The sequence below is a fragment of the Streptomyces sp. BK340 genome (assembly GCF_007827595.1).
Classification (GTDB): domain Bacteria; phylum Actinomycetota; class Actinomycetes; order Streptomycetales; family Streptomycetaceae; genus Streptomyces.
In genome coordinates this window covers 23,186-49,119 of the sequence record NZ_VISR01000008.1, presented here as the reverse complement: position 1 = coordinate 49,119, position 25,934 = coordinate 23,186, and the positions used below count along the sequence as shown (strand labels likewise).

Sequence of the window (25,934 nt, the reverse complement as noted above, 5' to 3'; positions counted from 1 at the left end):
TTCGGTTCACCAGGAGAACGAGTTCTCGTCGCGGAGGTCGACGCCCAGCGCGCCCTTGCCGAGGTATTCCAGACACTCCTCCGGCTTGGCGGGCATCACCGCCCCGTACTGGAGCTCGCGCAGCAGCCGCTCGATCGGCTTGGCGCGGCTCACGGCGGCCGAGCCGCACAGCGAGACGGCGGTGCGGGCCAGCTCCGGGCCGAGGTCGGCCACGGCGTACTTGGCGGCGTGGACCAGGGTGTTGGCCGTGGCGCCGCCGCGGCCGAGGTCGACGGCCTCACCGGCGCGTTCGACCAGTGTGCGGGCCGCGAGCAGGCGGGCGGCGTTCAGCCCGATGCTGCGCTGGACGACGGCGGACTGCGCCTTCTTGGGCGAGGCGGCCACGTGGTCGACGACGGCCTGCTGCACGGCCTCGGCGATGCCCAGGTACGCACCGGTGTAGCCGGCCACCATCCAGTGCGGTTCGCGGATCACCTTGGGCAGCGACAGGCCCTCGATGCCGAGGAACAGCCGGAACCGGGGCACGGTGACGGAGTCCAGGGTCATGTTGGCGGTGCTGGTCCCGTACATCGCCGTCAGGTTGTGGATCTCGCCGAACCTGACCCCGGGATCGTCCTTGCTCACCAGGAAGTGCGAGATCCGTCCCGGGTCGTCGGAGTCCTCGGGCCGGGCGGGGACCGCGTAGTAGTCGGCGATGCCGGCCAGCGACACGAACGACTTCTCGCCCGTGATCACGAACCCCTCGCCGTCGTCGGTCCGCCGGTAACGGGTCTGCAGTCCGCGCAGCTTCGCTCCGCCGGCGGGCTCGGACGCGGCGGACGCGAAGATCTTGCGGCCGCCCACCACCTCGTCGAAGAGCCAGGTGCGGAACTCCTCGGCCATCGGCGGAAGAGGGGTGTCCGCCGACTCGCACAGCGGGCCGATGACCGCGTTGTGCATGTTCAGCCCGAGTGCGGCCGCGCCGTTGTGGAAGCCGACGGCGGACAGCACCCGCCAGTAGTCGGCGAACCCGAGCCCGGCACCGCCCGCCCGGCGCGGCACCAGCAGGGTCAGGAACCCGGCCTCGGCGAGGAGGCGGTAGGGCTCCTGGAGGTCGCCGGTCCGGGCGTCCACGCCGGCAGCCAGCGGCTCCAGCTTCCGCCCGACCTGGTGGGCGGCCTCGAGGATCTTGTCGAAGTCGTCGGGGAGCGTCATCGTGTCTCCTTCTGCGGCGAGGGGTGCGGCAGCGCCTCGGCCGCGAGCGTCAGACGGTCGGTCTTCCCGCGGGCGTTGAGCGGGAGCGTGTCGACCACGACGGCCCGGTCGGGGACCATGTACAGCGGGAGTTGGGTGCGCAGCAGCCCGAGGACGTCCCGTTCGGACACCGTGCCCTGCGCGTACGCCCAGACCTCGCCCTCGTTCTCGCCCGTCTTGGCGACGACGGCGGCGGCCCGGATTCCGGGAGAGTCGAGCAGCACGCTCTCGATCTCGCCGATGTCGATGCGGTAGCCGTGCCGTTTGATCTGGGAGTCCTTCCGGCCGCACAGCACGAGTCCGCCGCCGTTCGTGCGTCTGCCGAGGTCTCCGGTCGCATAGGCGCGGCGGACGGCCCCGTCGGCGAAGCGGACCTGCCGGGTCGGATCGTTCAGTGCGCCGTCCACCAGGTAGCCCAGGAAGACCGTCGCGCCGGCGACGTGGATCTCGCCCCGGTCGGCCGTGGGCTCCCCGGTCTCGTCGAAGACGTCCACGACGTCGCCGGGAACGGCCGAACCTATGGTGGCCTCCTGCTCCGCCGTCCATGTCGCCGGGACCCGGAGGAAGGTGCAGACGTTGGTCTCCGTCGGCCCGTAGAAGTTGTAGACGGGCCGGTCGGCGGCGAGGCGCAGACACGCCTCCAGCGAGCGTGGCGGGAAGGGCTCGCCCGCGTAGAGCAGGGTCCGCAGGCCGGCCGGGAAGGCGTCGCCGAGGCCGCCCCGTTCGAGCATGTTGACGTACAGGGACGGCACCGCGTAGAGCACGCTGATCCGGTGCTCGGTGAGCCAGTTGACGACATCGGCGGGGAACGCCTTCAGCCGTTCCGGCATCAGTACGGTGCACGCGCCGACCGCGGCGGCGGAGAACAGGTCGAACGTGCTCAGGTCGAAGGTCAGGGCGGCCTGTGACCCGATGCGGTCGGTGGGGCGCAGCCCCGTCTCCGCGGCGGCCCAGACGGCGAAGTGCGCGACGTTGGCGTGCGACAGCAGCACGCCCTTCGGGACCCCGGTGCTGCCCGAGGTGAAGAGCACGTATCCGCCGTCACGCGCGGGCTCGGGAAGCGGCTCCGCCGGCGTCCGCTCCCGTGTGCGCAGCAGTCCGATGCCGTCCCCGAGGTCGTCGGTCCCGGGAATCTCGTCGCCGGCCACCGCCTTGCGGGCGATGTTCTCGGACGCGCCGACGGTGAGCAGCCGGGTCAGGGCGCCCTGACGCAGCATGCGGCCGGTGCGGACGACGGGGTTGCGGACGTCCAGTGGTGCCACGACCGCCTTGGCGCGCAGCCCCGCATGGATGGCGATGACGGCCTCGGCCGACTTGGCGATGAAGACGCCGATCCTCTCGCCGGGCTTCACTCCCTCGTCGGCGAGCCGTCCGGCGACGCGGGCCACGGCGTCGTCGAGTTCCGCGTACGTCCAGGCGCGGTCGCCGTCCACGAGGGCGGGCCGGTCCGGGTACGTCCGGGCGGCGCGGGCGAGCAGCCCGTCCAGCCGTTCTTCCGCGTGTGTCGTCGTGGACTCGGCTGTTGCGGTCATCAGGGCTCCCTCAACAGCAGGCGCAGCTCGCGCTCGCCCAGTGCGGAACCGACGTTCACGGCGACCGCCCCCGCGGCGGCCGCCGCACGCTCCGCGCGCACGGTGAAGTAGAGCTGTACGAGACCGGCGAGGCTCCCGAAGTCCGCCAGGTGCTGATCGGCGACGGGGGCGACGGCGGCCGGTTCCGTCCCGGGCGAGGAGTCGGCCCGGCGTATCAGGAACGCGACGGCGGTGTCGACCCGTACCACGTCGGTGTGCGGCCCGGCGTCCGTCAGCTGTGCGTGGGCGCTGAGCGGCCGGGACTCGGTCGCCAGGTCGATGCCGATGAGGAGCACCTGGTCCATGCCGTCGTCGAGGATCATGTCGACGAGGTCGAGGGCCTCGCCGCGCAGGTCACCGCGGAGGGCGACGCAGGTCGTCGGTCCTGTGATCGCGTAGTCGCGGGCGACCACGCCGAGGATCGTCGTCGGTACCGATTGGTAGAACAGCAGCGGGTTGGCCACCCGCCCGGACGTCAGCAGCTTGCTCCCGAGATCGGCGGTGACCGTGTCGCCGAAGAGGGTCGCCAGCACCAGGCCGGTGCGCGCGCCCTCCTCGCCGAAGGTCTCGCCGCCCGTGACATCGGCCAGGCAGCGGTCGACGACGGCCTTGATCAGCGGGCTGAAGGCCGACTCCACGAAGCCGGGCACACGGCCCGGTTCGGCGGGCTCGACCGTGGTGGCGCCGGCCGTGAAGCCGGACGGCACGACGAGCGCCTCGGAGACCAGCAGTCGTTCGGTAAGCGTGTCGATCATGCTCGCTCCAGGAGCAGCGCCGTGTTGGCCCCGCCGAAGGCGGAGTTGGTCGAGATCGCGCGTCGCAGACTCCGGCGGCGGGGACCGTCGGTGACGTAGTCCAGGTCGAGCGCGGGATCGGGCGTGGTGAAGTTGGCCGTGGGCGGGACGAGTCCGTGGTTGAGGGCCAGCAGCGTGATCACGGCCTCCACGGCCCCGGCGCCCTCGAGGGTGTGTCCCGTCGTGCTCTTGGTCGAGCTGGCGGGCAGGTGCGCGGCCCGCTCCCCGAACACCCGGCGCAGCGCGGCGGTTTCGGAGGTGTCGTTGGAGGCGGTGCCCGTGCCGTGCACATTGACGTAGTCCACGGCGTCGGGGCCGAGGCCCGCGACGCGGAGCGCGGACTCCATCGCGGTCGCGGTGCCGCGGCCTTCGGGGTGCGGCCGGCTGGCGTGGTAGGCGTCGGAGGAGATACCCCAGCCGGCCACCCGGGCGAGCACGTTGGCGCCCCGCGCCCGCGCGCCGGCCTCGGACTCCAGCATCAGGCACGCCGCTCCGTCGCCGAGCAGCAGCCCGGTCCGGTCCTTGGAGAACGGCCGGACGTGGCCGTCCTTGGCGAACGCGCGCGCCGAGTCGAACTTGGCGAACAGCTCTCGCTCGACCAGGTAGGACCCGCCGCACAGCATCGCGTCGGCCCGCCCCCGGCTGATGAGGCGGCTGGCGTGGATGATGCTGTCGGCGGAGGCCACACAGGCGTTGATGAAGGTCATGCGCAGCGGCCCCACGCCGAGGGCCTCGCCCAGGCCGTGGGAGAGCTGGCCGGGCACGCTGTCCTTCAGGAACGCCGTGTCGGCGGTGTCCGCTCCCGCGGCCACCGAGCCCCAGTACCGGGTGATCGGGCGGTAGTCGCCCTGGCTGCCGACGAGCACGCCGGAGATCTTCGACGGGTCGATGCCGGCCATGTCGATCGCGGCGCGTGAGCAGGCGGCCAGGACGTCGTGCTGACGCGGCGGCGGGTCGCCCGCGAAGCTCACCTCGGGGATTTCCGGTCCGCTGCCGTCGTACACGGCAGCGGACCTGCAGCGGAACGGCGAAATGTCGAACCGTTCCACTTCGCGGAATGCGGGACGGCCCGAGAACACCCCGTCGAGCAGTGCCTTCTCCCCGAAACCGAATGCGGTGAAGACGCCGAAACCCGTGACGACGACGCGCTGGGATTCCGTCATCGGCCGTCTCCTGACGTCGCGACGGCCCCTTCGGTCAACGCGTTGACATAGTCGGCGATGCGGTTGATGCTGGAGAAATCCTCGGCCCGGACTTCCCGCAGGTCGAGTTCGACGCCGAAGTCGGTGCGCAGACTGTGGTCGAGCCAGGCGAGTGAGAAGGAGTCGACCAGGATCTCCGAGTCGTCCTCGACGTCCTCCACGCCGGCCAGCGTCTTGCCGTCGACGAGGATCCTCCTGATGTCGGTCGATGTGATCACCGGGAACCACTGTTCTCCGTGTTCGCGCCGGCGGCCACGGCCGAACGCTGCCTGACGACCTCGTCGATGAACTCCCCGAGCGTTCCGCTCAGCAGCAGCTCCAGCGCCTCGTCGGAGAACTCGATGTTGTACTCCCGTTCGAGGTGAACCGTCACCTCGAGAATGCCGATCGACTCGAGTCCGAGACCCTCCGGGCCGATCGACGTGTTCAGGTCGACGTCGTCGTCCAGTTCGAGGCCGACGGTGTCCTCCATGATGTGGGTGACGAGTGCGAGAATTTCTTGCCTCTCTGCTTCCTGGCTTTCTACGGGCATTTCTGCCCCTCCTTCGACTCGATGAGACGGATGTGAGAACCGCTTGGTCAGCGCAGGACGTCGCGCAGCGCGTCGGCGAACGTCTCCACGTCGGCCGTGGAGTTGTAGTAATGCGGGGAAACACGCACGGCGAAATCGACCTCCGCGGTGCGCATGTACAGGGGTGTGTGACTGCCCTGCGCGATCCACACGTTGACACCGCGTGCTCGCAGCTCGGCCCGGATCCGCTCGGGCGGAACCCGGTCGTGGGTGAACGTGACGATGGCGGCGTGCCGGGAGCCGGGGTCGACCAGCCGTGTCCCCGGCAGCTCCTCGATCACCGCGCGCACGGCGTCGCGCAGCGGGCCGGAGCCGCTGTCGGTGCGGGCGAGGTGGTGGCGGACCGCGGCGTCGAGGCCCATGACGCCGGCGCTGCCGCGCTCGGCGTACTCGAACCGGCGGGCGCCGGTGGTGCGCACCTCGTAGTCGTCGTCCGCGACCATGTCGGCGATGTGCAGGTCGTGGAAGGGCAGGGAGACCTGGTCCCGCAGCCGGGACCCGATCGCGGCGAATCCGGTGCCGCGCGGCCCGCGCAGGAACTTGCGGCCCGCGCCGGTGAGCAGGTCGCAGCCGATGGACGCTACGGAGACCGGCAGCTGCCCCACGGACTGGCAGGCGTCGATGCCGTAGATGCACCGCCAGGGCGCGAGGATCTTCCCGATCTCCTCGACCGGTGTGACGATCCCGCATCCGGACGGCACATGGGGTACGGCGACGAAGGCGACGTCGTCACCGATGTGGGCGCTCATCCACTCCAGGTCCAGGTCGCCGTCGGCCAGCAGCGGTACGACCTCGATGCGCAGGCCGAAGCGCCGGCGCAGCTCGGTCCACAGGATGAGGTTGCCCGCGTACTCGTACGGCGTCACCCAGACCCGGTCGCCGGAGGTGAACGGGAGGTGGGACACCACGGACGACCAGGCGCGGGTGGCGCTGTCGAACAGGGCGATGTCGTCCGCGGGCGCGTCCAGTGCGCGCGCGAGCGTCTCGTACACCCCGTGTTCGAGGGTGTCCGCGTGCCGCTGCTCGGCCTCGTAGGCGCCACCCTGTGCCTCTTCGGCCAGGTAGCCGGTCATGGCCTGCGTCACGGTCTCGGGCATGAGGCCCGCGCCCGCGTTGTTGAAGTGGATGGGCATGCGCCAACTCCGTTGGGTCAGGAGACAGGAGCGGGTTCCGGCTCGGGCTCGGTCAGCCAGAGGTAGGAACTGCGCCGGACGGTGACGATCAGGACGAGCGCGACGCCGACGGCGGCTCCGACCACGTACCACGGGCTCGCCGGGTGGCCGCCCGACGTGAGCGTCAGACTCAGCTGGGGCACGGCGATCAGGCCCACGTTGACGCCCGCCGAGTAGAGCCCCATGTTGCGGCCGGTGACGGACGGGTCGGAGACCTCGCTGACGTAGTGGAGCAGCGCCGGGAAGACGATCATCTCGGCCGCGGTCCACAGCAGCGTCGCGCCCACCAGCGCGGGCCCCGAACCGGACAGGCCCATCAGCGCGAAGCCCGCACCGGCCAGCAGATAACCGACCAGGAGCGAGGCGTAGTGGCTCACGTTCCGCATCGCCGTGTTCAGCGGCACCTCGAAGAGCACGATGGCACCGGCGTTGACGAAGAAGATGATGCCGGCCCAGAAGCTGTCGAGGCCGCGCTCGTGGATCACGTAGGCGCTGAGGAACGTCGGCGGCAGCGCGTACGCGAGATGGATCGGGAGAGCCAGCAGGAAGATCGTCCAGAACCGGGTCTCGCCCTTGAGGGTCGGCGCCACCATGCGGCCCCGGACCGTCTTCTCCCCCGCCGCCACGGTCCCGTTGGAGGTCCGCAGGGTGAGGAACACGGCGGTCGCCAGGACGACGCAGGCGTTGATGAGGAACAGGCCGGCCGGCCGCCAGGCGAACACGAGTCCGCCCAGCGCCGGTCCGATGCCCATGCCTACGTTGATGGCGAGCCGGTTGCAGGAGAAGGCGACCTTGCGGTCGCTCTCCCGCGAGTACCGCACAGTCTCCGCGTACGCGGCCGGCGTGAACGCCTCGTAGAAGAAGCCCCAGACGAGGGTCCCCACCGTGAGCAGCGCGGCGCTTTCCGCGAGCGGAAGGACCAGCACCAGCGCCGCGTTGCCCACCAGCCCGCTGATCATCACGGTCCGCGCGGACACGAAGCGCAGGACCGGCCCGGCCGCGAGGTCGGCGGCCAGCGCGCCGAGCCCGTAGGCGCCGACGATCGAGCCCACCTGCCCCGCGGAGTAGTCGTTCTGCGCCACCAGGTAGGCGGACAGGAACGGGAACGCCATGGTTCCGGAGCGGAAGAGCAGGGTGGTGATGAACAGGGTACGCAGTTCGGGCGCGAGCCCGCGGACCGCGTGCAGAGTACTGCGCAGCATCAGACGAGATACACCTTGTCCTTCAGTTCCTGCAGACGCTTGTAGTCGTCGAGGACGGCTTCCTGGGTGACCCCGGTCATGAAGATCCGCAGGGGGCTGGTGAGGAGGTCGACGGTGCGGCGGACCCGGCCGCCCACCGGCACCTTCACGCTCGGCAGGAACACGGTGGGCAGGGCGGCGATCTCCCGGACGACGGCCTCGTCGATCGCCTTCACCTCGCCCTCCTGGCTGCTGGGCGCGTTGTAGACCACGGCCGGCTGGCGGCGGGTGTAGACGCGGTCGCCGTAGCGGTCGAGGAACTCCTGGGGCCGCATGTAGGACAGGGCGATCAGGTCTGCCTGGTTGTGGCCCAGGCAGACCTGGTGGAAGTCCGGGTTCATGTCGCCGTTGAGGCGCGCGCCGATCTCCACCAGCGCCGGGCCGTTCGAGGTCATCTTGACCTCGGTGTGGGTGGGCCCGAAGCGGATGTTCATCGCCTCGAGGACCTGGTCCACGTACGCGATCAGCTCGGGCACCGGGAACTCGTCGGCCGGCAGCAGCACATCCTTGTCGTAGATGTTCTTGCCGTTGACCAGGGTCTTCTCGTACTTCCAGACACCGCAGACGAAGCGGTGGCCGTCGTGGCTGACGGTGTCGACGATGTACTCCTCGCCGTCCAGGTAGGACTGGATGAGCACCTCGCGGTTGGGCAGGTCGAAGATGTCCCGGGCGGCGAGCACCTGCTGGGCGGCCGCGCGCACCTCGTCCGCGTCGTTGCAGATGAACACGCCGTCGGTGGAGGCGGAGCTGAGCGGCTTGATCACCACGGGGTAGGTGCCGTGCGCCTCGGCCCAGTCGACCAGGGCCTGCGGGTCGTCGCTCTTGAACTGGTCGGCGCAGTGCAGGCCGGCGGCCCGCAGGACCTCGATCATCTCGTACTTGTCGCGGCGGGCGGTCGACAGGCGCGAGCCGTTGCTGGCCGTGCCCATCAGCTCGCTGAGCCGGTCGGAGAGCGGCACTCCGGGTTCCTGCCCGGCGAGCACGGCGCTGACGCCGAGCGAGCGCAGCTCCTTGACGATCTGCTCCTCGTCCTGGAAGACGAGGTCGGCGATGTAGTCGTCGGTGTTGGGCAGCAGCATCGAAGTCATCCACTCCGGGGTGCTGCGGACATGGACGACTTGGGCACCCAGACGGGTGAAGGCCGCAGGAAGGAAGTTCCCTGTGGAGTAACCGTCGACAATGGCGGCAACAGGCGGAGTGGATGACAACGGACTACCTTCTTTCGGGTTGGAGCAGGTCGTGCTCGCGGGTGGGGACCTCGCGGGTCAGTACGCGCTGATCAGCGCACGGGGATCAGTACTCGGAGCCGAAGCGGACCCGCTCCGGTTCGTACAGGTCGGCCAGGGCGGTCAGGGCGACCGGCGGGTACTCGGCGAGGCGGTGCAGGAAGTGCAGCCACCAGTTCTGCCCGTACACCGTGGCCACGCGGCACGGGATGCCGCGGTCCTTGTGTGCCTTGAGCAGGGGCGGGCGGCAGCCGTGCAGCATCTCCAGCTCCTCGATCCGCTCCAACAGCCCGCGGCTGTCGAGAAGTTCGAGGAGCGTGGCGTCATGGGTGGCCACGGCCACGGGGTTGCCGTGGTCGAGGATGCGCTCCAGGAGCCGGGCGTAGCGGTCGTTCAGCTCGGGGCCGCGCGGGAGGGCGACCTCCGGGGCCTCGTTGTACACGCCCTTCACCAGCCGGATCTTGCGGCCGAGCGGCAGGACGGTGGCGAGGTCGTCCTCGGTGCGGTGCAGATGGGCCTGGAGGGTCAGGGCGACGTTCTCGTGCCCCTCGGCGAGGCCCTTGAAGACCGTGAGGATGTCGTCGACGAAGGACGAGCGCTCCATGCTGATGAGGATGCCGATGCCCTGCGGGGCGGCGGCCTTGAGCAGGGCGGCCGTGTTGTCCGCGCCGGTCTGGGGCGAGATGAGGGAGCCGACGTTCGACAGGTCGAAACCGAGCTGGGTCGGTGTGACGAGGCCGGCGTTCTCGTGACGCTCGATCAGCTTGAGGTACTCGTCGACGACGTCGCGCACCTCGTCGGCGCTGCGGGCCTCCTCGCCGACGAACTCGACGCCGGTCCGGTACCCCTTGGCCTCGAGGACCGGCAGCCGCTCGAAGAGACCGTCCTGGTCGGCGGCGACTATGTAGCGGCCCGCGGCCGGCGCGAGCAGGGCGGCCATCAGCGGGTTGTCCACGAAGGCGTTCCGGCAACGGGTGTCCGCGGCCAGCTTCTTGAGGCCGTTGGTGGCCAGGCGCAGCAGTTCGGGGTCCAGCGCGGCGGCCGCCTGGGCGTCCACGACGTGGCTCATGTGGGGGTTTCCTCTCGACAGAAGCTACGGGGCGGGCCGGGTCAGGCGGCGGTGACGACCCGGGCGAGGGCTGCGGCCTCGGCGAAGGTGCCGCCGTCGACCTGGGTCGGGTCGCCTCCGTTGCGACGCCAGGCGCGGTACTTCGAGGCGTAGCTGATGAGCGTCTCCTGGTTCTCCCGGCCCCGGGAGCGGGTCAGGACTCCGGCCCACAGCCCGTCCCAGCGGGCGTAGGCGGTGTCCTCCAGGAGGACCTGATGGGCCCGCTTCATGTTCCAGAACGGCACGCCGGTGTTGAGGTGGTGCACCAGGTGGTAGTTGTCGTGGTGGCGGCCCAGCAGGAAACGCTCGATGGCCCAGCCGTGGCGGTTGCGGGTCATGAGGATCTGCTTGTTCTCGCTCTCCGGCAGCGGGTAGTGCTCCGCCAGTTCGGAGAGCCAGCCGACGGCGATGGCCGTGGTGAAGAGCGGCACGAACCAGAACAGCGCCAGCTCGATCAGCCAGCCCTGCCAGGCGCACAGTCCGATGATGCCGGCCCACTGCACCAGCAGGAGGACGCGCTCCGTGGTGAGCCGGATGGGCATGGAGACCGCGACGTCCTTCGGGCTGAAGAAAATGCGGTCCCGAATGACATAACCCGCGTACTCGAGAGTCCTCATGCCGAACACCGCGAGCGCGATGTTCTTGAGGAAGAACTTCTTGTCGGAGATCCGGTGGTCGTAGATTCCGACTCCCACGTGGAAGTTGTAGTCGGGATCCTTCTCCGGGTCACCCAGATAACGGTGGTGGAAACCTATGTGGGAATTCCGGTACGGGTTGTACAGATGCAGTACCAGGTATCCCGAGAAGACGGTTCCCAGTGTTACGTTGAGGCGCTGGTTCTTGGTGAGAACTTTGTGTGAGGATTCATGCAGGAGATTGACGAACGCCCGCTGGGTCGACCCGATGAGGATGGCGGCGATCGGGTAGAACCAGTACGACACTCCGACACACAGGTAGACCGAGGCGGCGACCAGCAGGTAGTCGCACAGGAGAGCCAGTGGCGCATGGTGGTTGTCCAGCTCGCACAGCTGCTTGAGGCGCTTGCGAACCCCTCGGTCGAGCCTGCTGAAGTCTAAGCTCAGCTCTTCTGCACTTTCCAGTTCTTCATCGCTCGCGTTTGCCGCACTTCGAGCAGGCAAGGTCACGTCCCCCAGACAAGGAAATGGACATGCCGCAGCGCAGGTCTATGCGCTGGAACATGAAAGGGAAGCCCGTTCAGGCCTGACAGGCAAAACCACCGGACAACATCCGGGATGCGTCAGACAGGGGCGGTCTGCAAGGGGACCACAGGTGAACCCTGGGAAAAGAAAACCTTGACACTCACTACCCCCGTTGGTGGCGCCTTCGCTTGAGTCAAACACGCTCGGCGGCCCGGTTACAAGGGCGAAAATTCGAGCGCCGGCAGGCTGGGGCCGAATACTGACTCAAACCCATTCCAAGTCAGCGGAATATATGCACTTTAAATGACACAAAACAATCCTCACGGGCACACGACGATGGCTCGATCCTTCCTCCGGGGGGCGGGTGCGGCGACATCTCGGCGTCACATGCCCCCGATCATCGGCCCACTCGCGCCCCGTGCCCCCATAAGCAGAGTCGATGGCCATAAGCGATGGTTGGGTGCGTGCCGGTTATGCTCCGGAGGTGCCCACGACGCTTGCCATGTTGCGTGCCTTCGCCGCTGTCGCTCGCACGGGTTCGTTCCAGCGGGCGGCGGACGCCCTCCGGGTACGGCAGCCGGCGGTGAGCGACGCGATCCGCCGGCTGGAGTCCGAGGCGGGCCGGCCGCTCCTGAGCCGCACCCGCGACGGCGTCCATCTCACCGACTTCGGGCGGCAGTTGCTCGGCGACGCGCTCGCGGCCGTGGACGCTGCCGACCAGGTCGACGCGCTGCTCGCGGACCGCGGACCGCGTCTCACGATCGGCTTCATGGGGGAGGCGGCCGGCCGCCGCACCTCGTGGCTCATGAAGCTCGTCCGGGACGAGACGAACGCCGACATCACCCTGCGCCGGTACGACTACGCCGACCCGAGCTGCGGTCTGACGTCCGGTCAGTCCGACCTCGCCATCGTGTGGCCGCCGCTGGACGACCCCACGATCCGCAGCCTGACCGTGGCCAGTGACCGGCGGGCGGTCGCCCTCCCGCTGGACGATCCGCTGGCCGGCCGTGAGCGTGTCGAGCCGTCCGAACTCGCCGGGCGCACCTGGGTCGTTCCCCTCTCCGAGGACCGCGCCTGGGCCGAGTTCCGCACCCCGCAGGCCGTGGGCATCACCGACCTGCGGGACATGGTGATGTCGCGGTCCATCGAGGAGACCCTCGAACTCGTCTCCGTGGGCCGCGGCGTCGCACTGGTCTCGGAGAGCACCGACGAGCACTACGCCCGGGCCAACGTCGTCATCGTGCCCCTGTCCGGGAACGTTCACTGCTCGACCGCGCTCGCCTGGCGCAGCGCCGACCGAAGGACCGTGGTACGACGGGTGGCCCAGGCGGCGCTCGACGCCACCGAGCCCTGAGGGTGGTGCAGCAAGCCCTGGGAGTCGTTCAAGGTCCCCTCCTGCGGGTGCGGTCGCACACGGATGTCAGCCAGCTCAGGTTCTCCGCGCTGCCGAGGCTGTCCAGGTTCTTCAGCAGGTCGTCCAGCCGTCGCGGATCGGCGAGGAAGTCGATGGTCGCCTGGGCGAAGGCGTCGCGCACCGGCGGCGGCATGGCGTCGGAGGCGTCGAAGCAGTGGACCGCGTCGGGGTCGAGGAGGGTCCGGGCCAGCGAGCGGCGCCAGGAGGGGGTGGAGTCACCGGCCGTGGGCTGTGCGTGGGCGTTGACGGAGAGGCCGGCCTCCTTGGCGCTCCACGCCCGCTGGGTTTTGGCAGCGGCGAGGTGCCGGATCAGCTCCTGCGCCTGCGGGGTGGCGTGCAGCAGGGCGACCAGGTCGCCGGAGACCTCCCACGCATTGTCCGCGGTGGCGCCGGGGACGAGGCGGTCCGAGTGCTCGTAGCGGCCGTGTGCCTCCTTCCACGGCTGCAGGTTGCGGATGAAGGAGGCCTGATGCTCCAGGGTGCACTGGGGCGGGTCCATGGTAACCAGCTCGGACGCCGCCTGGTACTCGGTCCGCAGCGCGCGCAGGACCAGATCCCGGGGGCCACCGGCGCCCACCATTTTCCCCCAGGTGACCCAGGCCCCCTCCACCTGCTTGGACTGCCAGGGCAGCAGACCGCGCGCCCACCGCTCGTACACCGCCGGGCCGTACCGCTGCAGCAGGATGTCCTCGATCCAGTCGGTGCCCGGCCAGCCGCTGGTGGCGCCCGATCCCATGCCGATGCACCACTGGTCCGGCCGCTTCGCCGCGTTCCGGCGCTGCTGCGCACCGACCTCGGGCCGGTACCAGACCATGCTCTTGAGGTCGGCCTTGAGCGGGAACCAGTACACGTGCCCGTTCCTGGGAGTTACCCAGGACTTGCTGAAGTCGCCCTGCGGGACGAGCTTCTCGATCGGCTGCAGCTGCTTCTGGTCCGCGTAGGCGGCGAGTTCGCCCGGTCCGGTGAGCACCACCACGTCGGGCGGGGTGCCGGCCTCGACGTCGGCGCTGAGCACCTGACTCTCCGCGGAACTTCCCTGGTAGTCGACGTGGACGTGGTACCTGCGCTCGAAGGGGTCGATGACCGCCTGCCGGAAGTACTGCTCGTCCTTGCCCGTCCAGTTGGCCAGCAGGGTGACGGTCGGTTCCTTTCCGAGGGCCCGTACGCCCAGCCCGACGGCCGCCGCCAGCACGGCCAGGCAGATCCCCAGCACGGTGACCGTACGCACCGGGCGGCGCCGGGTCGCGGCCGCGGGGCCGCTGCCGGGGGCGCTCACCGGGGCCTGAACCGGTAGTCGTTGATGTGCTGTCGCAGACCCGTCTCGGTCAGCGCCATGAGCGCGATGCCTCCCAGTACGATCCACGCCGAGGCCGCCGCCCGGAAACCGGTGTGCGCCAGGTACCCGGCGGTTTGCTGCCCGGCGTCCGTGACGGCCTGCCCGGACACCAGCCGGTCGAGCAGGCCGCGGGTGTCCGTCATGCCCTGGCGCGTCCACACCGTGAACAGCAGGAGAGTCGTGAACCCCCCGGCCAGCAGGGCGCATGCGGCGATGAGCTGACGGTTGAACCTGCGCCGGAAGCGGTGGCACAGGAAGAGCTGTGTCTCCACCAGGGCCGCGCCCAGCGCGAGGACGAGCAGCGCGGTCGCGCTCCAGCCGAGCCACAGCGCCCACCCGAAGGAGGTCTGCCGCCCGACCACGGCCCGCTGTTCGTCCTGCAGCCGTCTGAGCCGGTCCTCGATGCCGGTCTTCTCGGTCTTCAGCATGCTGGTCGCGTAGCTCAGATAGGCGTCCCGCGACACGCTTCCCTGGGACTGGAGCTGGGCCTTCTCGACCATGCCGGTGTATCCGGTGATCAGTCCGGCGACCGTCTGCAGCGCCTGCCGGCCGCCCGGGCCGCCCACGTCGTCGGCGGCGGCCAGGGCGAGGCTCTGCGCGGCCACCGAGATCTGTTTCTGGAACTCGCTGGTCGAGGGGGTGCCCCCGGTCGCGTCCGCCTGTGCCTCGCCGAGCGCGTACAGCGCGGTGTCGATGGCGACGACGGCGGGGGCGCTGGAGGTGCGCAGCGGGTTGGCGTCCGCGTGCACACCCTCGTAGGACAGGAACAGGGACAGGGTCAGCAGGGCCGTCAGGGCCAGCAGCAGGCGGCGGCGCACGGCGAGTTCGTAGGCGGTCGTGCTGCCCGGGTCCGGCGGTCGCGGCCCGGCGCCGAGGAGGCTGCCGAGGTGCCGGGGCAGCGGGGCCCGGTCGCGGGGGCTCGCTGTGGCGTGCGCCCGTCGGCCCGGTCCGGTGCGGGCGTCGACGCTCACCATGCTCCCCCCAGCAGACGCCCGCACCTGCCGCAGTACACCGAGTCCGCCGGGCCGAGCCAGCTGCAGCCCGGGCACTCGATCAGTTCGTCGGCACCGGGCGGGTTCTCCGGACCGACGGCCGCCGGTCCCGCCGCGGGCGGACCCTCGGCGGGCTGTTCCGGCGGGGTGGTCATGGCGCTGGAGAGGATCAGGTGCTGCCAGTCGACGTCCTTGAGGCCGTCGCGGACCCGGCCCGTGCCCGGCTCGGCCTCGATCCGCCGCAGGGCGCCCAGCAGTTGGGCGTCGCCCAGTTCCCCGGCCAGCGCCAGTGCCCGGGCGAGTTCCCGGTCCGCCTCCGCCCTGCCCTCGGCGCGGCGCAGCCAGGCCCGGTAGGCCCGGGCCACGGCGGCGCTCGCCTGCTGGTACAGCTCGTGGCGGCGGACCCCGGGGTGCTGCCGGGACGCGTCGAGCGGGTTGTCGGTCCAGCGCACCAGGACGGGCTGCGGCGCGGGCAGCCGTACGGCGGGTCCGAAGTCGGGTACGACCACGTCCACGGCGGCGAGCTGGAGGTCCTCGTCGGTCTCGCGGCCGGTCGGGTCGGCGGTCAGCACGACCTGGAAGTGCCGGGTCTCCTCGCCCCAGGCCCGGGTGACGTACTCTGCGCCGCGCGAGCCCAACTCGGCTCCGGTGGCGAGGAGTTCCTGTTCTTTCGGCACGACCTGCTTGACCTGGCGGATCACGGTGCCGGGCGTCGGGGTGATCTTGATGCGCAGCTCGGGGACCGCCGTGCCGAGCAGGCCGTTCACCAACTCCTCGTACGCGGCGGGCAGTTCCGACTCACGGCGGACCGCTCCGGCCCGGCCGTGCAGCCGCCGGGTGATGCCCAGCAGGAGGTCGGCGTCCCAGTCGTCGCCGATGCCCCACGCATCGCAGACGAACCGGCCGTCGCAGGCCTCCAGGGCGGTGTCCAGACGCATGCCGGCGCGGTGGTCGTGCTCGTTGTGTCCGTCGGTGAGCAGCAGGACGTGTTTGACGGGCGCGGACTGTTTGCTCAGCAGCCGCCTGGCCAGGTCGAGCCAGTGGCCGATGGCGGTGCCGCCGTTCGCGTCCAGGATCCGTACGGCGCGTTCGGCGGCCTCCCGCTCGGCGGTCCCGGCGACGGCCATGCCCTCACGGTCCGGGCCGGGGTGCACGACGGTGGCGTCGAACCGGCCGGAGAGCACGGCGAACGCGGTGCCCTCGGGCAGCAGTCGCAGGGCGGCGACCGTGGCGTCCTTGGCGGCACGCAGTTTGGCGTCCGGGTGGAGCATGGAGCGGGAGGTGTCCACGATCAGCACCTCGGCAAGGGCGGGCCCGGCCCCGCGGACACCCCCGGTGACGACGCCCGGGGCGCCGTTGTTGCTGACCCCGATCTCCAGGATGGCGTGCATCTCACGGTCGCGGGACCGCCCGGCCGCGGTCGGCACGACGGGCAGTTCCTTCTCCTGGCCGACCGCGAGGGTCACCGTGATGTCCTCGGTGCGCTCGCTTCTCCCGGCCACGCTCATGGCCTCGTCCCCCTCGTTTCCCCCGATGTCGTCCACGTCCTCAGAATCTGCTCATCGGCCGTACGGCATGGGCCAGGTCGAGCAGCCGGCCGTGCTCGCCCGCGGTGCGCGCCTGTGCGGCCAGTTGCCGGAAGGACTGCTCCAGCAGCGTGCGCAGGGCGTCCTCGGCACCGGCTCCGAGCAGGTCACCGGTTGGGAACTCCGGTCCCCAGCCGGACTTCGGGCGGCAGTGCAGGACGTTCTCCCGGACCTCGGCGACCAGCCGGGCCCGCGACTCCCCGTCGGCGGCGCCGCCGTCCAGGTGCAGCTCGGGCAGCCGGTGGTCCGCGTCCCGCAGGTCGGCCACGGACGGGGCGCGGCCGTGCAGCACACCGGCGCGGACACGGACGGCCGCGATGCGGGCGGCGTCGTAGTGGCGGGAGGTGGCGGGCACGTCGTCGAGGACGCGTACGGCGGCGTCCCGGTCTCCCGTGGCCAGGTGGCCGCGGGCCAGGCCGAACGCGGCGGCGGTGTGGGCGAAGTCCCGGGCCCACACGGCCTCGTAGAACCGCATGGCCCGGCCCGTACGCTGCTCACCGGCGTGTTCGGCGCAGTACCCGAGGGCCAGTTTGGGCACGTACTCGCCGGGCAGCGCCCGGTAGACGGCCTCGAAGCAGCTGCCGGCCCGCCGTACCTCGGCCTTGCTCAGGTGGAGCACGCCGCGGTGCCAGGCGATGCGCCAGTCGTAGGCGGCGGCGCGCTCGCCGAGCAGGGTCTCGGCCTCGGCCAGCCAGCTCTGGGCCTCGCCCTGTGCGCCCTTTCTCAGGTAGGCGCGGCACAGCCACAGCGCGGTCTCGGGGGTGCCGAGGCGGGATTCGCGGGGCCACTGCCGGGCGACCCGGTCGGGGGCGTCGGGCGGGAAGGTGTCGAGCAGCAGGGCGGCCCCGTCGTCGGGGTCGGGGACCGGTTCCGGCAGGGCACCGGCGACCTCGGCGGCCGCGGGCGGGGAGACGTCGAGACCGGCGGGGTGTTCGCCGGGCCGACCGGTCCAGTGGCCGAGGGAGGGGATCGCGCCGAGTCCGGCGTCGAGGCTGGCTTCGGTGGCGCGGAACCGGGTGCTGCTCTCCGGCAGTTGCTCGCCGAACTGCAGCGAACGGAACTCGCGCAGGACCTCCCAGAGCTGGCGGGACATCTCGGCGGCCGAGCGGAACCGGGCGCGGGGTTCGGCGTGGGTGGCGCGGTCGATGAGGAGACGGAAGGAGTCGGGAGCGAGGCCACGGGCCGCTTCGGTGCCCCGGGCCAGGGCCTGCAGGGTCATGCCGACGGTGTAGAGGTCGCTGTCGACGTGCCAGCCGCGGCTGTCGACCTCCTCCTTGGGCGGGGCGAAGCTCGCCGTGTAGACGTAGGCGGAGCCGCGGTCGCCGGTCGCGCGGACGGCGCCGAGGTCGATGACCTTGATCGCCCGCCCGAAGTGGATGACGTTGGCCGGCTTCATGTCGCAGTAGAGCAGGCCGCGTTCGTGCATGTACTGCAGGGCGCCGAGGATCTTGCAGCCGTAGGTGAGCACGTGGTCGAGGCGGGGGCGGCCCTGGAAGACGCGCTCGGCGTCGTCGGCGTCGAAGAGCTGCTGCAGGGAGCGGCCGCCGATGTAGTCCATGACCAGGTAGCCGGTGGGCGGGCCGGCGGGTGCCTGGTGCTCGACGTAGGTGATGATGCGGACGATGTCGGGGTGGTGCAGACCGGTGAGCGAGCGGCGCTCCTCGACGGCGTTGCGGCGGGCCAGCGCGTCATGGACGTCGATCAGCCCTTTGAGGACGACGCGGTGGCCGTCCGCGCTGGTGTCCTCGGCGAGGTGGATCCAGCCGAGGCCACCGCGGGCCAGGCAGCCGAGGATGCGGTAGTGGCCGGCGACCAGGTCGCCCTTGTCCAGCAGGGGCAGGAAGGAGTAGGGGGTGCCGCAGCGGGGACATCGGCCCTTCGCCGGGGCGGGCTGGCCGCCGTAGCCGATGCCGACGATCATCGTGCAGCCGTTCGCGCCGCAGCGGCGGCCGCCGGTGGGCGGCCGGGGGTCCTCGACGAGCCCGCCCTCGGGGGCGGGGACGTCGGGCAGCAGGACCAGTCCGTGCTGGTCGAGTTCGCCGACTCCGGCGACGGCGTGGGTGGGCTGCGGGCCGGGCGGTTCCCCTGGCCCGGGCGGCGGGGGCGGTGACTCGGACCGCGACTCGGTACGTGACTCGGCCCGTGGCTCCAGGTGCCGGTGTCCACAGGTGTCGCAGTAACCGGTGCCCATGATGTGGCCCGCGCAGCCGGGCCGGATGCACGAGGTCATGGGGTGCCCTCCCTTCCGGGTGCCGTACCGGAGCAGAAGCCGACGAAGTGCCGGACGGCGGTCTCCGCCTCGTCCACGTCGCAGGGGCTCTGCCGCAGCAGCGACAGTGCGAGTTCGTAGAGCCGGTAGGCCTCCATGACCCGGTCGCCGCCCCGGGCCGCGGCCCGTTCCCGGCACAGCGGCCACTCGGCGGTGACCCGGCCGAGGAGTTCCTCGCGGCGGCGCAACCGTTCGTCGAGGAGCGAGATCGCCTCCTCCAGGCGCCGGCGGCGGCGCTCGGCCGCGTCCTCGAAGGTGAACAGCACGTCGGCGCGGCGGGGTTCCCGCTCCCGCTCCGGGGAGTGGGCGACCCAGGCGAGCAGCATCCGGGTGCGCCGTACACCGGCCTCGGCGCGGTCCAGCAGCTGCAGGGTGCCGGGGTCCGCTGCCACCCGGCCCCGGCGTTCGTCGAGCGCGGGCCCCAACTCGTCCACGATGTGGTCGAGTTCGCGGTGCAGCCGGGTCCAGCGGGCATGCAGCGGTAGCCGGACGAAGGATTCGGCAGCCTGGGCCGCACGGCCGCCCCGGCGGCGGAAGACCAGGAGCAGGCGGGCACCCTGCTGGGCGAGCCGCTCCAGCAGGCCGAGCAGGGCATCGGGTTCGGCGGCCTGGTCGACACCGACCAGGACGGCGGCGAGCGGCACGCGCAGGGCGCCGAGCCGTTCGGGCCTCGGGTCGCCGCGGATGCCCAGCCGCTCGGCGATCCTGTCCATGACCTGACTCTCCGTCATCCCCTTGACGTCCAGGGCGAGATCGTGGCCGCCGGCCGGTGGCACGGTCTCGGGCGGGTCGTGACTGAAGGCGCTGGTGTTCTGCTGGGTGCGCAGCTCCCGGTCGGCCAGGGTGACGGCGCGGGTGAGGGTCCAGGCGCGGCCGCTGCGGGCGGGGACGACGGTGACGAGCACCGGCCAGCCCTCGCCCCGGAACCAGGAGGCGAGTTCGGTGGCGAAGGGCAGGTCGAGCCGGCCGGCGGTACCCGTCGCGCCGGGGCGCAGTGTCGGGTCGACGGCTTCGGCACCCTCGCTCCAGGCGGCGGCCTGCGGCAGATGGCTCAGGATGGTCTCGGTGGGGCTCATGTAGCTGAAGACGGAGTTCGGACCGTCGTCGACGCTGAGGACGATCCCGATGACCTCGTCGGTCTCGTGGTCGACCACTCCCCCGCCGCTGAAGCCGGGGGCGGCCAGCTCGCCCTGGGTCTGCGGGCGCAGCTGCACCTGGTGGTCCCGGCCGCGGGCGGCGACCAGGGTGGCGCCGTGCCAGCGGCCGCCGTCGTCGCCGGCCGGGAAGCCGTACATGCTCACCGGCCCGTGCGGCGAGGCCAGCCGGTAGAGCCGGGTGGTGTGTTCGGCAGGCTGCGGCTGAGCCAGCCGCAGCAGGGCCAGGTCGCCGATGCGGTCGCCGAAGGCGTCCTCCCGCTGCGGCACATGCTCGTCCGCCCGGACCGTGGCGGCCACGCCCGGCACGCCGGGCACGCCGACGAAGTGGACGACGTAGGGCAGGCCGGGCCGGACGACATGGGCCGCGGTGAGCACCCGGTCAGGGGCGAGGAGCACCCCCGCGCCGAGCACCTGTCCGTCCTGCTCTTCTATGCGAGCCACCCAAGGTGGCGTCCTTAACCGCGACTTGACGGCTCGCTCCCCCGTGCGCGTCATGTCACGAGAGGTTACTCCGCGTGCCCCTCCGGTACCACTGGTGTGCACGGGGTTGTCGCGGACGGGCGGGATGCGGGCGTCCGCGCCGGATGCCGAGCCTGGTCCGGGGTCACCGTGCACGGGCCTCCCACCCGGTCCAGCTCCGCACGCCGACGGCGATCACCGGCCCGTCCGGCGGACGGTCCCGGTACTGCGGATACTTCTCGCACAGCAGCCGTACGGCGGCCTCGTGGGCTTCGCGGACGGCCGGGTCGGCCGCGCCGGGCGGCAGGACGCGGGCCTCGCCGTCGGCGCGGACCCACCACAGGTGGTCCCAGTTCTCGTCGTAGGCGTCCGCGAGCAGGCACACCGCCGGGTGTGCGGCGATGTTGCGCAGCCGCTTGAGGCGGGCGGTGGTCTTGGGTTTGTGGTCGACGGCGGTCACGAGCCGGTCGGTGCCTTCGAGGGTGTGCCGGGCGAAGACCACCGGCACCTGGTGCGGCCGGCCCGCCGCGTCGACCGTGGCCAGCCGGGCGACCCGGGCGGCGGTGAACCGGCGCCGCGCCTCGGCCGCGTCCAGTGCGGGCATCCTCGCTCCCAGGCGTTCAGCGCGCGTGCAATGCGTCGAGCACGTCCGCGTCGGTCAGCTGCCCGAAGTCGGCGTACCACTGACCGACGGCGCTGAACCCGGCCGGCCGGTGCGGGCACACGATCATGTCGGCCTCGTCCTCGAGCAGGGTGAGGGAGTCCGGGGCGCCGACCGGGACGGCCAGCACGACCCGGGCGGGGCCCCGGCGCCATACGTGGCGCAGGGCGGCGCGGGCGGTGGCGCCGGTGGCCAGGCCGTCGTCGACGACGATCACGGTACGGCCCTTGAGTTCCGGGGGTGGGCGGTCGCCGCGGTAGCGGTGCTCCCGGCGGACCAGCTCGGCCCGTTCCCGCTCGACGGCCGGGGCGAGGCGCTGCTCGGTCAGGCCCAGGCGGTCGAGGGTGTCCGAGTCGAAGAGAGGCGGATCGTCGGCGGCGAGGGCGCCGACGGCGAACTCCGCGTGGTGCGGGGCGCCGATCTTGCGTACGACGAGCACGTCGAGCGGGGCGCCGAGGGCGCGGGCCACGGGCGCGGCGACCGCGATCCCGCCGCGGGGCAGGGCCAGGACGACGGGGTCGGGAAGACGCCCGCTGTCGCGCAGGTCTCTCAGCAGGCCGGCGAGTTCGCGTCCGGCCTCGGCGCGGTCCCGGTAGTACATGGGCCGTCCTCTCGCCGGGGTCCTCTTCTCCCCCGTACCTCCATGGTGCTACGGGCGCCGGACGTGCCGTCGAATACAACTGCATAATTCGAACGTGTGAACTATACACAGAGCGTATAATCCTGGCATGCCTTCTTCGACTTCGACCGAGACGAACCCGGCCCGGCAGCACGCGCCCAACAAGATGCGCGCGGGGGGCCGGAGGTTGCGCCTGTCCGCGCTCACGTCGGCAGCCGCCTGCCTGGCGCTGACCCTGTCCGGCTGCGCCGAGGTCGACACGACCGCGCCGAGCACGGCGCGGGCCGAGGCGGCGCACGGGGCGCCGGCCCACTTCGGGTCCGTCGACTGCCGCGAGGCCAAGTGCATCGCGCTCACCTTCGACGCCGGGCCCAGCGAGAACTCGGCGCGGCTGCTGGACATCCTCAAGGAGAAGAAGGTCCCGGCGACGTTCTTCCTGCTCGGCAAGCGGCACATCGAGAAGTACCCGGAGCTGGTCGAGCGGATGGCCGCCGAGGGCCACGAGGTGGCGAGCCACACCTGGGACCACAAGATCCTCACCCGGATCTCCGACGCGCAGATACGTGCGGAGCTGAAGCGGCCCGACGACGCGATAGAGCGGCTCACCGGGCACAAGCCCACGCTGATGCGCCCGCCGCAGGGCCGTACGGACGCGAACGTGCACAAGATCGCCAAACAGCTGGGCCTCGCCGAGGTGCTGTGGAGCGTCACCGCGAAGGACTACACGACCAACGACTCCGCGCTGATCACCAAGCGGGTCCTCGATCAGGCGTCGCGGGACGGGATCATCCTGCTGCACGACATCTACCAGGGCACCGTGCCCGCCGTGCCCGGCATCATCGACGCCCTGAAGCAGCGCGGCTACGTCTTCGTGACGGTCCCCCAGCTCCTCGCCCCCGGCAAGGCCGAACCGGGGAAGGTGTACCGGCCCTGAGGCCGGGGTGGTTCAGCCGGGGCGGTTCAGCCGACGCGGGCAGCCGCGAGGCTCTCGCCCGCCGCGTCCGCACGGCACTCGCCGGCCGCCGCGTCGACGAACTCCCGCAGGTCCGCGGTGAGCTGCTGCGCGTGGGTGGCGAACAGGCCGTGACCGCCGTTCTCGTACACCTTCAGCGTGGCGTGCGGCAGCAGCCGCGCGGCGCGTTCCCCGGTGAGTGCGAGGGGTGCCGAGGTGTCGTGGGTACCGTGCACGACGAGCACGGGAACCCGCACGCCGGGCAGCTCGCAGGTGAGGTCGAGCGCGGCCACCACGGCCCGCACTCCGTTCGCGGCACGGGGCGTGGCGGCCAGGCAGCGGTCGACGAGGTGGCGGACATACGCGGCGGACAGCTCGTTGCCGGGCCGGCTCGCCGCGAAGAAGTCGTCCGCCGAGGCGGTGAAGTACCCCGCGCGGTCGCGCCGGAAGATCTCGTCGTCGGCGCGCACGACCGTCGGGTCCACGCCCTGGGGGAGCCCTGGCGAACGGACGAATCCCGGTGTGACGCCGGCGACGAGCACGGCCCGTGCCACCCGGTCGGTGCCGTGCCGGGTCAGGCAGCGCACCACCTCGGCGGTGCCGACGGAGTGCCCGACCAGCGTCACCTCCCGCAGGTCGAGGTGGTCGAGCAGTCCGCGCACGTCGTCGGCGAGGGTGTCGAGGTCGTAGCCGAGCCAGGCGTCGTCGGAGCGTCCGTGGCCGCGCCGGTCGAGACCGACGCACCGGTAGCCGGCCTCGGCGAGCGGCAGCATCTGGTACTCCCACAGCTCGTAACCCAGGTACGCGCTGCTGACGAACACGACGACGGGTCCGCGGGCGGGGCCGTGGTCGACGTAGTGCAGCCGGGTGCCGTCGACGGGGCTCGCGTAGTACGGCATGGGGCCTCCTTGGGATGGTCCGGACGGGATCGGACGGGACGGGGCGTCCCGTCGTGCTGTCGGTCCCGATCCTTCCCGGAGCCGGTCACCGGGTCGATTACCCGCCACGTCAAGCGCTCGGAGCCGCACCGGTTCCGGGTCGGCGCAGCGCCTTGGTGAGCAGCGTGCCGGCCACGACGAGGGCGGCGCCCAGCCACCACATGTTGTCGAAGACCAGGACGGCGATCCCGATCGGGACCAGCAGGCCGGCCAGGGGCAGCAGCAGGTCGGACACCGGGGGCGGGTCGGGGCCGGGGCGGCCGGTGTCACGCCGGGTGCGGGCTCGGACCACCTCGGGGTACCACTCGGTGAAACGGAGAGCCGCGACGATGGCCAGGATCTGGATGATCCAGCCGGTCCAGAGGTTGTCCGGGTTGTGCAGGACGAGGTCGCCGTAGCCGCCCGCGAGCGCCGCCACCAGGAAGGCGAGCCCCCACACCCCGGTGATGACGTAGTTGGTGCGCAGGAACGCGGGCGTGTCCCAGAGGGCCGGGTCTACCTGTTCGCGGGCGTACTGCAGGGTGAACGGCGTCCGGAACGCCATCGAGCCGAAAGCGATCAGCGTCAGCGCGATGTTGGACACCTCCCCGGCGTACGTCTCCAGCCAGTGCAGCGTGCCCTCGCTCGCCAGGGCGCCGACGACGGCCAGGCCGGCGAAGAATCCCACGTCGCAGAGTTCGAGAAGCTTCCAGGAACTGCCCCGGTTGGCCAGCCTGCCGAGGAGGACCAGGGCGACCGAGCAGGCCAGCGCCAGCGCGACCGAGATCTCGAACCGGCCGGGTCCGACCAGCAGGGAGAAGATGATCCACGGAGCCATGCCGACGACAGGGCTCTCCAGGAACCCTCTCCAGCCGGAGGCCGCCGCGGTGCCGCCCGCGGTGCTCACTCCTCCAGGGTGGACACCTCACGCCCCATCGGCCACTCGTGGGCCCACCCGTTCGCCGGCGGCCGCACCGCCGCTGGGCCAGGGAGGTGACCCGGGGCCGAACGCGCAGGTGGCGGGCGGCGATTCCCTACGATCGTGCCGTGCCCTTCTTCTCTTTCGAACGCACGGTGCCGCTCCCCCTCGACGAGGCGTGGCGCCGGCTCACGGAGTGGCCCCGCCACGGCGAGGTGGCCCCGCTGACCCGGGTCACCGTGGTCACGCCCGCACCGACCCGGGAGGGCACACGCTTCGTGGCCCGTTCGGGCCTCGGCCCGCTCTCCTTCGACGACCCCATGGAGGTGACGCTCTGGCATCCACCGGTGGACGACGAGCCCGGGCTGTGCCGGCTGGAGAAGCGCGGCCGGGTCGTCCTGGGCTGGGCGGAGATCGAGGTCCGGCCAGGGCCCGGGGGCCGCGCCCGGGTGGTGTGGCGGGAGGAACTGCGGGTCCGGTTCCTCCCCCGCGTCTTCGACGGCTTGCTGGAGCGGACGTCACGTGCGGTGTTCGGACGGGCGGTGAACCGGCTGCTCCGCACCGGCGGTTGAACGGCGGCTGACGCTGACTCGGCACCGCCCGGTCAAGGGGCGGCCCCGTCGGACCCTGCCAACTTGTCCCGGCGGTCCCCGTCGCCGTCGCCCCTGGTGCTGAGGATCGTGTCACAGACTTCGCGGAGCTTGTCCGTGGCTTGCTTGGAGAACAGCCCGCACAGGCCCGCGATGCCGGAGAAGCCATATGGATTGGTGGCCCCGGTCCCAGAGCCTCCGGCGAACAGACCGCCCCGCAACAGAAAGTACACCAGCAGCGCCAGCGCAACCCCGATGCCTGCCCGCAGCAGATACCACCAGAGCCAGCTGGCGTACAGCCGACGGTTGCCGACGTAGGTGGCGAACGAGGTGGCCGCATGCACGAAGCTGCCGAGTGCGCTGCAGCAGATCACCGCGAGAAGCATCGCCGTGTCGGCGGTGAGCGACCACATTCCAAGGCCGAACGGCGACCACCGCGAGGCCGCGGCCGGCACCGCACCACCGGCCTGGACGACGTGGAGCAGCACCGGCCACAGGCTCAGCAGCGCCCCACACAGTGCGATGACATCAGCCAGAAGGAAGACGCCCAGTGCCGTGGTCGCCCAGGGGGACAGACACCGCGTCGCGGGGGCAACTCCACTGCCTCCCCCACCCTCGGTCGGTGCAGTGCCGGCACCGGCGGCCCTGGCGCCGACAGCCGCCGACGCGCCCGGCTCATCGGCTGCGCGCGGCTCGATCACGGGGTGTCCCCCGATCACCTCGCCCACCTGTCTCCCCCTCGCCTTCCCCGACGCGGTGCGCAGTCCCGACGGCACCGCGACCAG

At 71.4% G+C, this 25,934-nt stretch carries 24 protein-coding genes; 3 read left to right on the top strand and 21 right to left on the bottom strand.

Features of this window, described 5'->3' with window-relative positions:
- Positions 1 to 6 precede the first annotated feature (6 nt).
- The 11 genes from FB157_RS16925 to FB157_RS16875 form a co-directional block, all read right to left on the bottom strand.
- Complete coding sequence (locus FB157_RS16925; RefSeq protein ID WP_145880540.1) at positions 7 to 1,194, bottom strand: acyl-CoA dehydrogenase family protein; 1,188 nt, start codon at positions 1,192 to 1,194, stop codon at positions 7 to 9.
- Positions 1,191 to 2,765: an AMP-binding protein gene (locus FB157_RS16920; protein WP_145880538.1), complete on the bottom strand. Its 1,575-nt coding sequence runs from the start codon at positions 2,763 to 2,765 to the stop codon at positions 1,191 to 1,193. The genes FB157_RS16925 and FB157_RS16920 overlap by 4 nt, the downstream gene beginning before the upstream one ends.
- On the bottom strand, positions 2,765 to 3,559 hold the full coding sequence (locus tag FB157_RS16915; RefSeq protein ID WP_145880536.1) for a ketosynthase: 795 nt from the start codon (positions 3,557 to 3,559) through the stop codon (positions 2,765 to 2,767). The genes FB157_RS16920 and FB157_RS16915 overlap by 1 nt, the downstream gene beginning before the upstream one ends.
- On the bottom strand, positions 3,556 to 4,761 hold the full coding sequence (locus tag FB157_RS16910) for a beta-ketoacyl synthase (RefSeq protein WP_145880534.1): 1,206 nt from the start codon (positions 4,759 to 4,761) through the stop codon (positions 3,556 to 3,558). The genes FB157_RS16915 and FB157_RS16910 overlap by 4 nt, the downstream gene beginning before the upstream one ends.
- Complete coding sequence (locus FB157_RS16905) at positions 4,758 to 5,018, bottom strand: hypothetical protein (protein ID WP_145880532.1); 261 nt, start codon at positions 5,016 to 5,018, stop codon at positions 4,758 to 4,760. The genes FB157_RS16910 and FB157_RS16905 overlap by 4 nt, the downstream gene beginning before the upstream one ends.
- Positions 5,015 to 5,332: an acyl carrier protein gene (locus tag FB157_RS16900; protein ID WP_145880530.1), complete on the bottom strand. Its 318-nt coding sequence runs from the start codon at positions 5,330 to 5,332 to the stop codon at positions 5,015 to 5,017. Before FB157_RS16900 ends, FB157_RS16905 begins: the two co-directional genes overlap by 4 nt.
- A 47-nt stretch (positions 5,333 to 5,379) precedes the next feature.
- A complete protein-coding gene (locus FB157_RS16895; RefSeq protein WP_145880528.1) occupies positions 5,380 to 6,504 on the bottom strand; it encodes an aminotransferase class V-fold PLP-dependent enzyme in 1,125 nt (374 codons plus the stop codon).
- Positions 6,505 to 6,521: 17 nt separating this feature from the next.
- On the bottom strand, positions 6,522 to 7,745 hold the full coding sequence (locus FB157_RS16890) for an MFS transporter (RefSeq protein ID WP_145880526.1): 1,224 nt from the start codon (positions 7,743 to 7,745) through the stop codon (positions 6,522 to 6,524).
- A complete protein-coding gene (locus FB157_RS16885; RefSeq protein WP_145880524.1) occupies positions 7,745 to 8,992 on the bottom strand; it encodes an ATP-grasp domain-containing protein in 1,248 nt (415 codons plus the stop codon). The genes FB157_RS16890 and FB157_RS16885 overlap by 1 nt, the downstream gene beginning before the upstream one ends.
- An 85-nt stretch (positions 8,993 to 9,077) precedes the next feature.
- Positions 9,078 to 10,079 (bottom strand): proline dehydrogenase family protein, encoded by a 1,002-nt coding sequence (locus FB157_RS16880; RefSeq protein ID WP_145880521.1) that lies wholly within the window; start codon positions 10,077 to 10,079, stop codon positions 9,078 to 9,080.
- A 41-nt stretch (positions 10,080 to 10,120) separates the two neighbouring features.
- Complete coding sequence (locus tag FB157_RS16875) at positions 10,121 to 11,257, bottom strand: fatty acid desaturase family protein (protein WP_222440942.1); 1,137 nt, start codon at positions 11,255 to 11,257, stop codon at positions 10,121 to 10,123.
- A 505-nt stretch (positions 11,258 to 11,762) separates the two neighbouring features.
- On the opposite strand from FB157_RS16875, the gene FB157_RS16870 reads away from it, so the two are divergent.
- The gene (locus tag FB157_RS16870) at positions 11,763 to 12,632 is read left to right on the top strand and encodes a LysR family transcriptional regulator (protein WP_145880519.1); all 870 of its coding nucleotides are present in this window, start codon (positions 11,763 to 11,765) and stop codon (positions 12,630 to 12,632) included.
- A gap of 28 nt (positions 12,633 to 12,660) precedes the next feature.
- On the opposite strand, the gene FB157_RS16865 is transcribed toward FB157_RS16870, so the two are convergent.
- From FB157_RS16865 to FB157_RS16835, 7 genes are all read right to left on the bottom strand, one after another.
- Positions 12,661 to 13,968, bottom strand: a complete 1,308-nt coding sequence (locus FB157_RS16865; protein WP_145880517.1) for an ABC transporter substrate-binding protein — start codon at positions 13,966 to 13,968, stop codon at positions 12,661 to 12,663.
- The gene (locus tag FB157_RS16860; protein WP_186581546.1) at positions 13,965 to 15,002 is read right to left on the bottom strand and encodes a hypothetical protein; all 1,038 of its coding nucleotides are present in this window, start codon (positions 15,000 to 15,002) and stop codon (positions 13,965 to 13,967) included. Before FB157_RS16860 ends, FB157_RS16865 begins: the two co-directional genes overlap by 4 nt.
- Complete coding sequence (locus tag FB157_RS16855) at positions 14,996 to 16,564, bottom strand: VWA domain-containing protein (protein ID WP_261386348.1); 1,569 nt, start codon at positions 16,562 to 16,564, stop codon at positions 14,996 to 14,998. Before FB157_RS16855 ends, FB157_RS16860 begins: the two co-directional genes overlap by 7 nt.
- Before the next feature lie 4 nt (positions 16,565 to 16,568).
- Entirely contained in the window at positions 16,569 to 18,836 is a 2,268-nt protein-coding gene (locus FB157_RS16850) for a serine/threonine-protein kinase (protein WP_145880515.1), read from the bottom strand.
- The gene (locus FB157_RS16845) at positions 18,833 to 20,473 is read right to left on the bottom strand and encodes a serine protease (RefSeq protein WP_261386347.1); all 1,641 of its coding nucleotides are present in this window, start codon (positions 20,471 to 20,473) and stop codon (positions 18,833 to 18,835) included. Before FB157_RS16845 ends, FB157_RS16850 begins: the two co-directional genes overlap by 4 nt.
- A 163-nt stretch (positions 20,474 to 20,636) precedes the next feature.
- Complete coding sequence (locus FB157_RS16840) at positions 20,637 to 21,095, bottom strand: TIGR03668 family PPOX class F420-dependent oxidoreductase (protein WP_145880510.1); 459 nt, start codon at positions 21,093 to 21,095, stop codon at positions 20,637 to 20,639.
- Between the two features lie 16 nt (positions 21,096 to 21,111).
- Positions 21,112 to 21,753, bottom strand: coding sequence for a phosphoribosyltransferase (locus FB157_RS16835; RefSeq protein WP_145880508.1), 642 nt, complete (start codon positions 21,751 to 21,753; stop codon positions 21,112 to 21,114).
- Between the two features lie 184 nt (positions 21,754 to 21,937).
- Between FB157_RS16835 and FB157_RS16830 the strand changes: the two genes are divergently transcribed.
- Entirely contained in the window at positions 21,938 to 22,705 is a 768-nt protein-coding gene (locus FB157_RS16830) for a polysaccharide deacetylase family protein (RefSeq protein ID WP_261386363.1), read from the top strand.
- A 26-nt stretch (positions 22,706 to 22,731) separates the two neighbouring features.
- Here FB157_RS16830 and FB157_RS16825 read toward each other — a convergent pair whose 3' ends face one another.
- Positions 22,732 to 23,622, bottom strand: a complete 891-nt coding sequence (locus FB157_RS16825) for an alpha/beta fold hydrolase (protein ID WP_145880504.1) — start codon at positions 23,620 to 23,622, stop codon at positions 22,732 to 22,734.
- A 109-nt stretch (positions 23,623 to 23,731) separates the two neighbouring features.
- The gene (locus tag FB157_RS16820) at positions 23,732 to 24,547 is read right to left on the bottom strand and encodes a hypothetical protein (RefSeq protein WP_145880502.1); all 816 of its coding nucleotides are present in this window, start codon (positions 24,545 to 24,547) and stop codon (positions 23,732 to 23,734) included.
- 140 nt (positions 24,548 to 24,687) lie between these two features.
- On the opposite strand from FB157_RS16820, the gene FB157_RS16815 reads away from it, so the two are divergent.
- Positions 24,688 to 25,131: an SRPBCC family protein gene (locus tag FB157_RS16815; RefSeq protein WP_145880500.1), complete on the top strand. Its 444-nt coding sequence runs from the start codon at positions 24,688 to 24,690 to the stop codon at positions 25,129 to 25,131.
- A gap of 32 nt (positions 25,132 to 25,163) precedes the next feature.
- On the opposite strand, the gene FB157_RS16810 is transcribed toward FB157_RS16815, so the two are convergent.
- Positions 25,164 to 25,850 (bottom strand): hypothetical protein, encoded by a 687-nt coding sequence (locus tag FB157_RS16810; protein ID WP_261386346.1) that lies wholly within the window; start codon positions 25,848 to 25,850, stop codon positions 25,164 to 25,166.
- Positions 25,851 to 25,934: the final 84 nt, after the last annotated feature.

What these genes read in the sequence shown, in the direction of transcription:
- FB157_RS16925 (WP_145880540.1), bottom strand. Translation starts at nt 1,194, where the DNA reads ATGACGCTCCCCGACGACTTCGACAAGATCCTCGAGGCCGCCCACCAG.
- FB157_RS16840 (WP_145880510.1), bottom strand. Translation starts at nt 21,095, where the DNA reads ATGCCCGCACTGGACGCGGCCGAGGCGCGGCGCCGGTTCACCGCCGCC.
- FB157_RS16895 (WP_145880528.1), bottom strand. Translation starts at nt 6,504, where the DNA reads ATGCCCATCCACTTCAACAACGCGGGCGCGGGCCTCATGCCCGAGACC.
- FB157_RS16915 (WP_145880536.1), bottom strand. Translation starts at nt 3,559, where the DNA reads ATGATCGACACGCTTACCGAACGACTGCTGGTCTCCGAGGCGCTCGTC.
- FB157_RS16880 (WP_145880521.1), bottom strand. Translation starts at nt 10,079, where the DNA reads ATGAGCCACGTCGTGGACGCCCAGGCGGCCGCCGCGCTGGACCCCGAA.
- FB157_RS16825 (WP_145880504.1), bottom strand. Translation starts at nt 23,622, where the DNA reads ATGCCGTACTACGCGAGCCCCGTCGACGGCACCCGGCTGCACTACGTC.
- FB157_RS16900 (WP_145880530.1), bottom strand. Translation starts at nt 5,332, where the DNA reads ATGCCCGTAGAAAGCCAGGAAGCAGAGAGGCAAGAAATTCTCGCACTC.
- FB157_RS16920 (WP_145880538.1), bottom strand. Translation starts at nt 2,765, where the DNA reads ATGACCGCAACAGCCGAGTCCACGACGACACACGCGGAAGAACGGCTG.
- FB157_RS16890 (WP_145880526.1), bottom strand. Translation starts at nt 7,745, where the DNA reads ATGCTGCGCAGTACTCTGCACGCGGTCCGCGGGCTCGCGCCCGAACTG.
- FB157_RS16860 (WP_186581546.1), bottom strand. Translation starts at nt 15,002, where the DNA reads ATGGTGAGCGTCGACGCCCGCACCGGACCGGGCCGACGGGCGCACGCC.
- FB157_RS16830 (WP_261386363.1), top strand. Translation starts at nt 21,938, where the DNA reads ATGCGCGCGGGGGGCCGGAGGTTGCGCCTGTCCGCGCTCACGTCGGCA.
- FB157_RS16910 (WP_145880534.1), bottom strand. Translation starts at nt 4,761, where the DNA reads ATGACGGAATCCCAGCGCGTCGTCGTCACGGGTTTCGGCGTCTTCACC.
- FB157_RS16850 (WP_145880515.1), bottom strand. Translation starts at nt 18,836, where the DNA reads ATGACCTCGTGCATCCGGCCCGGCTGCGCGGGCCACATCATGGGCACC.
- FB157_RS16835 (WP_145880508.1), bottom strand. Translation starts at nt 21,753, where the DNA reads ATGTACTACCGGGACCGCGCCGAGGCCGGACGCGAACTCGCCGGCCTG.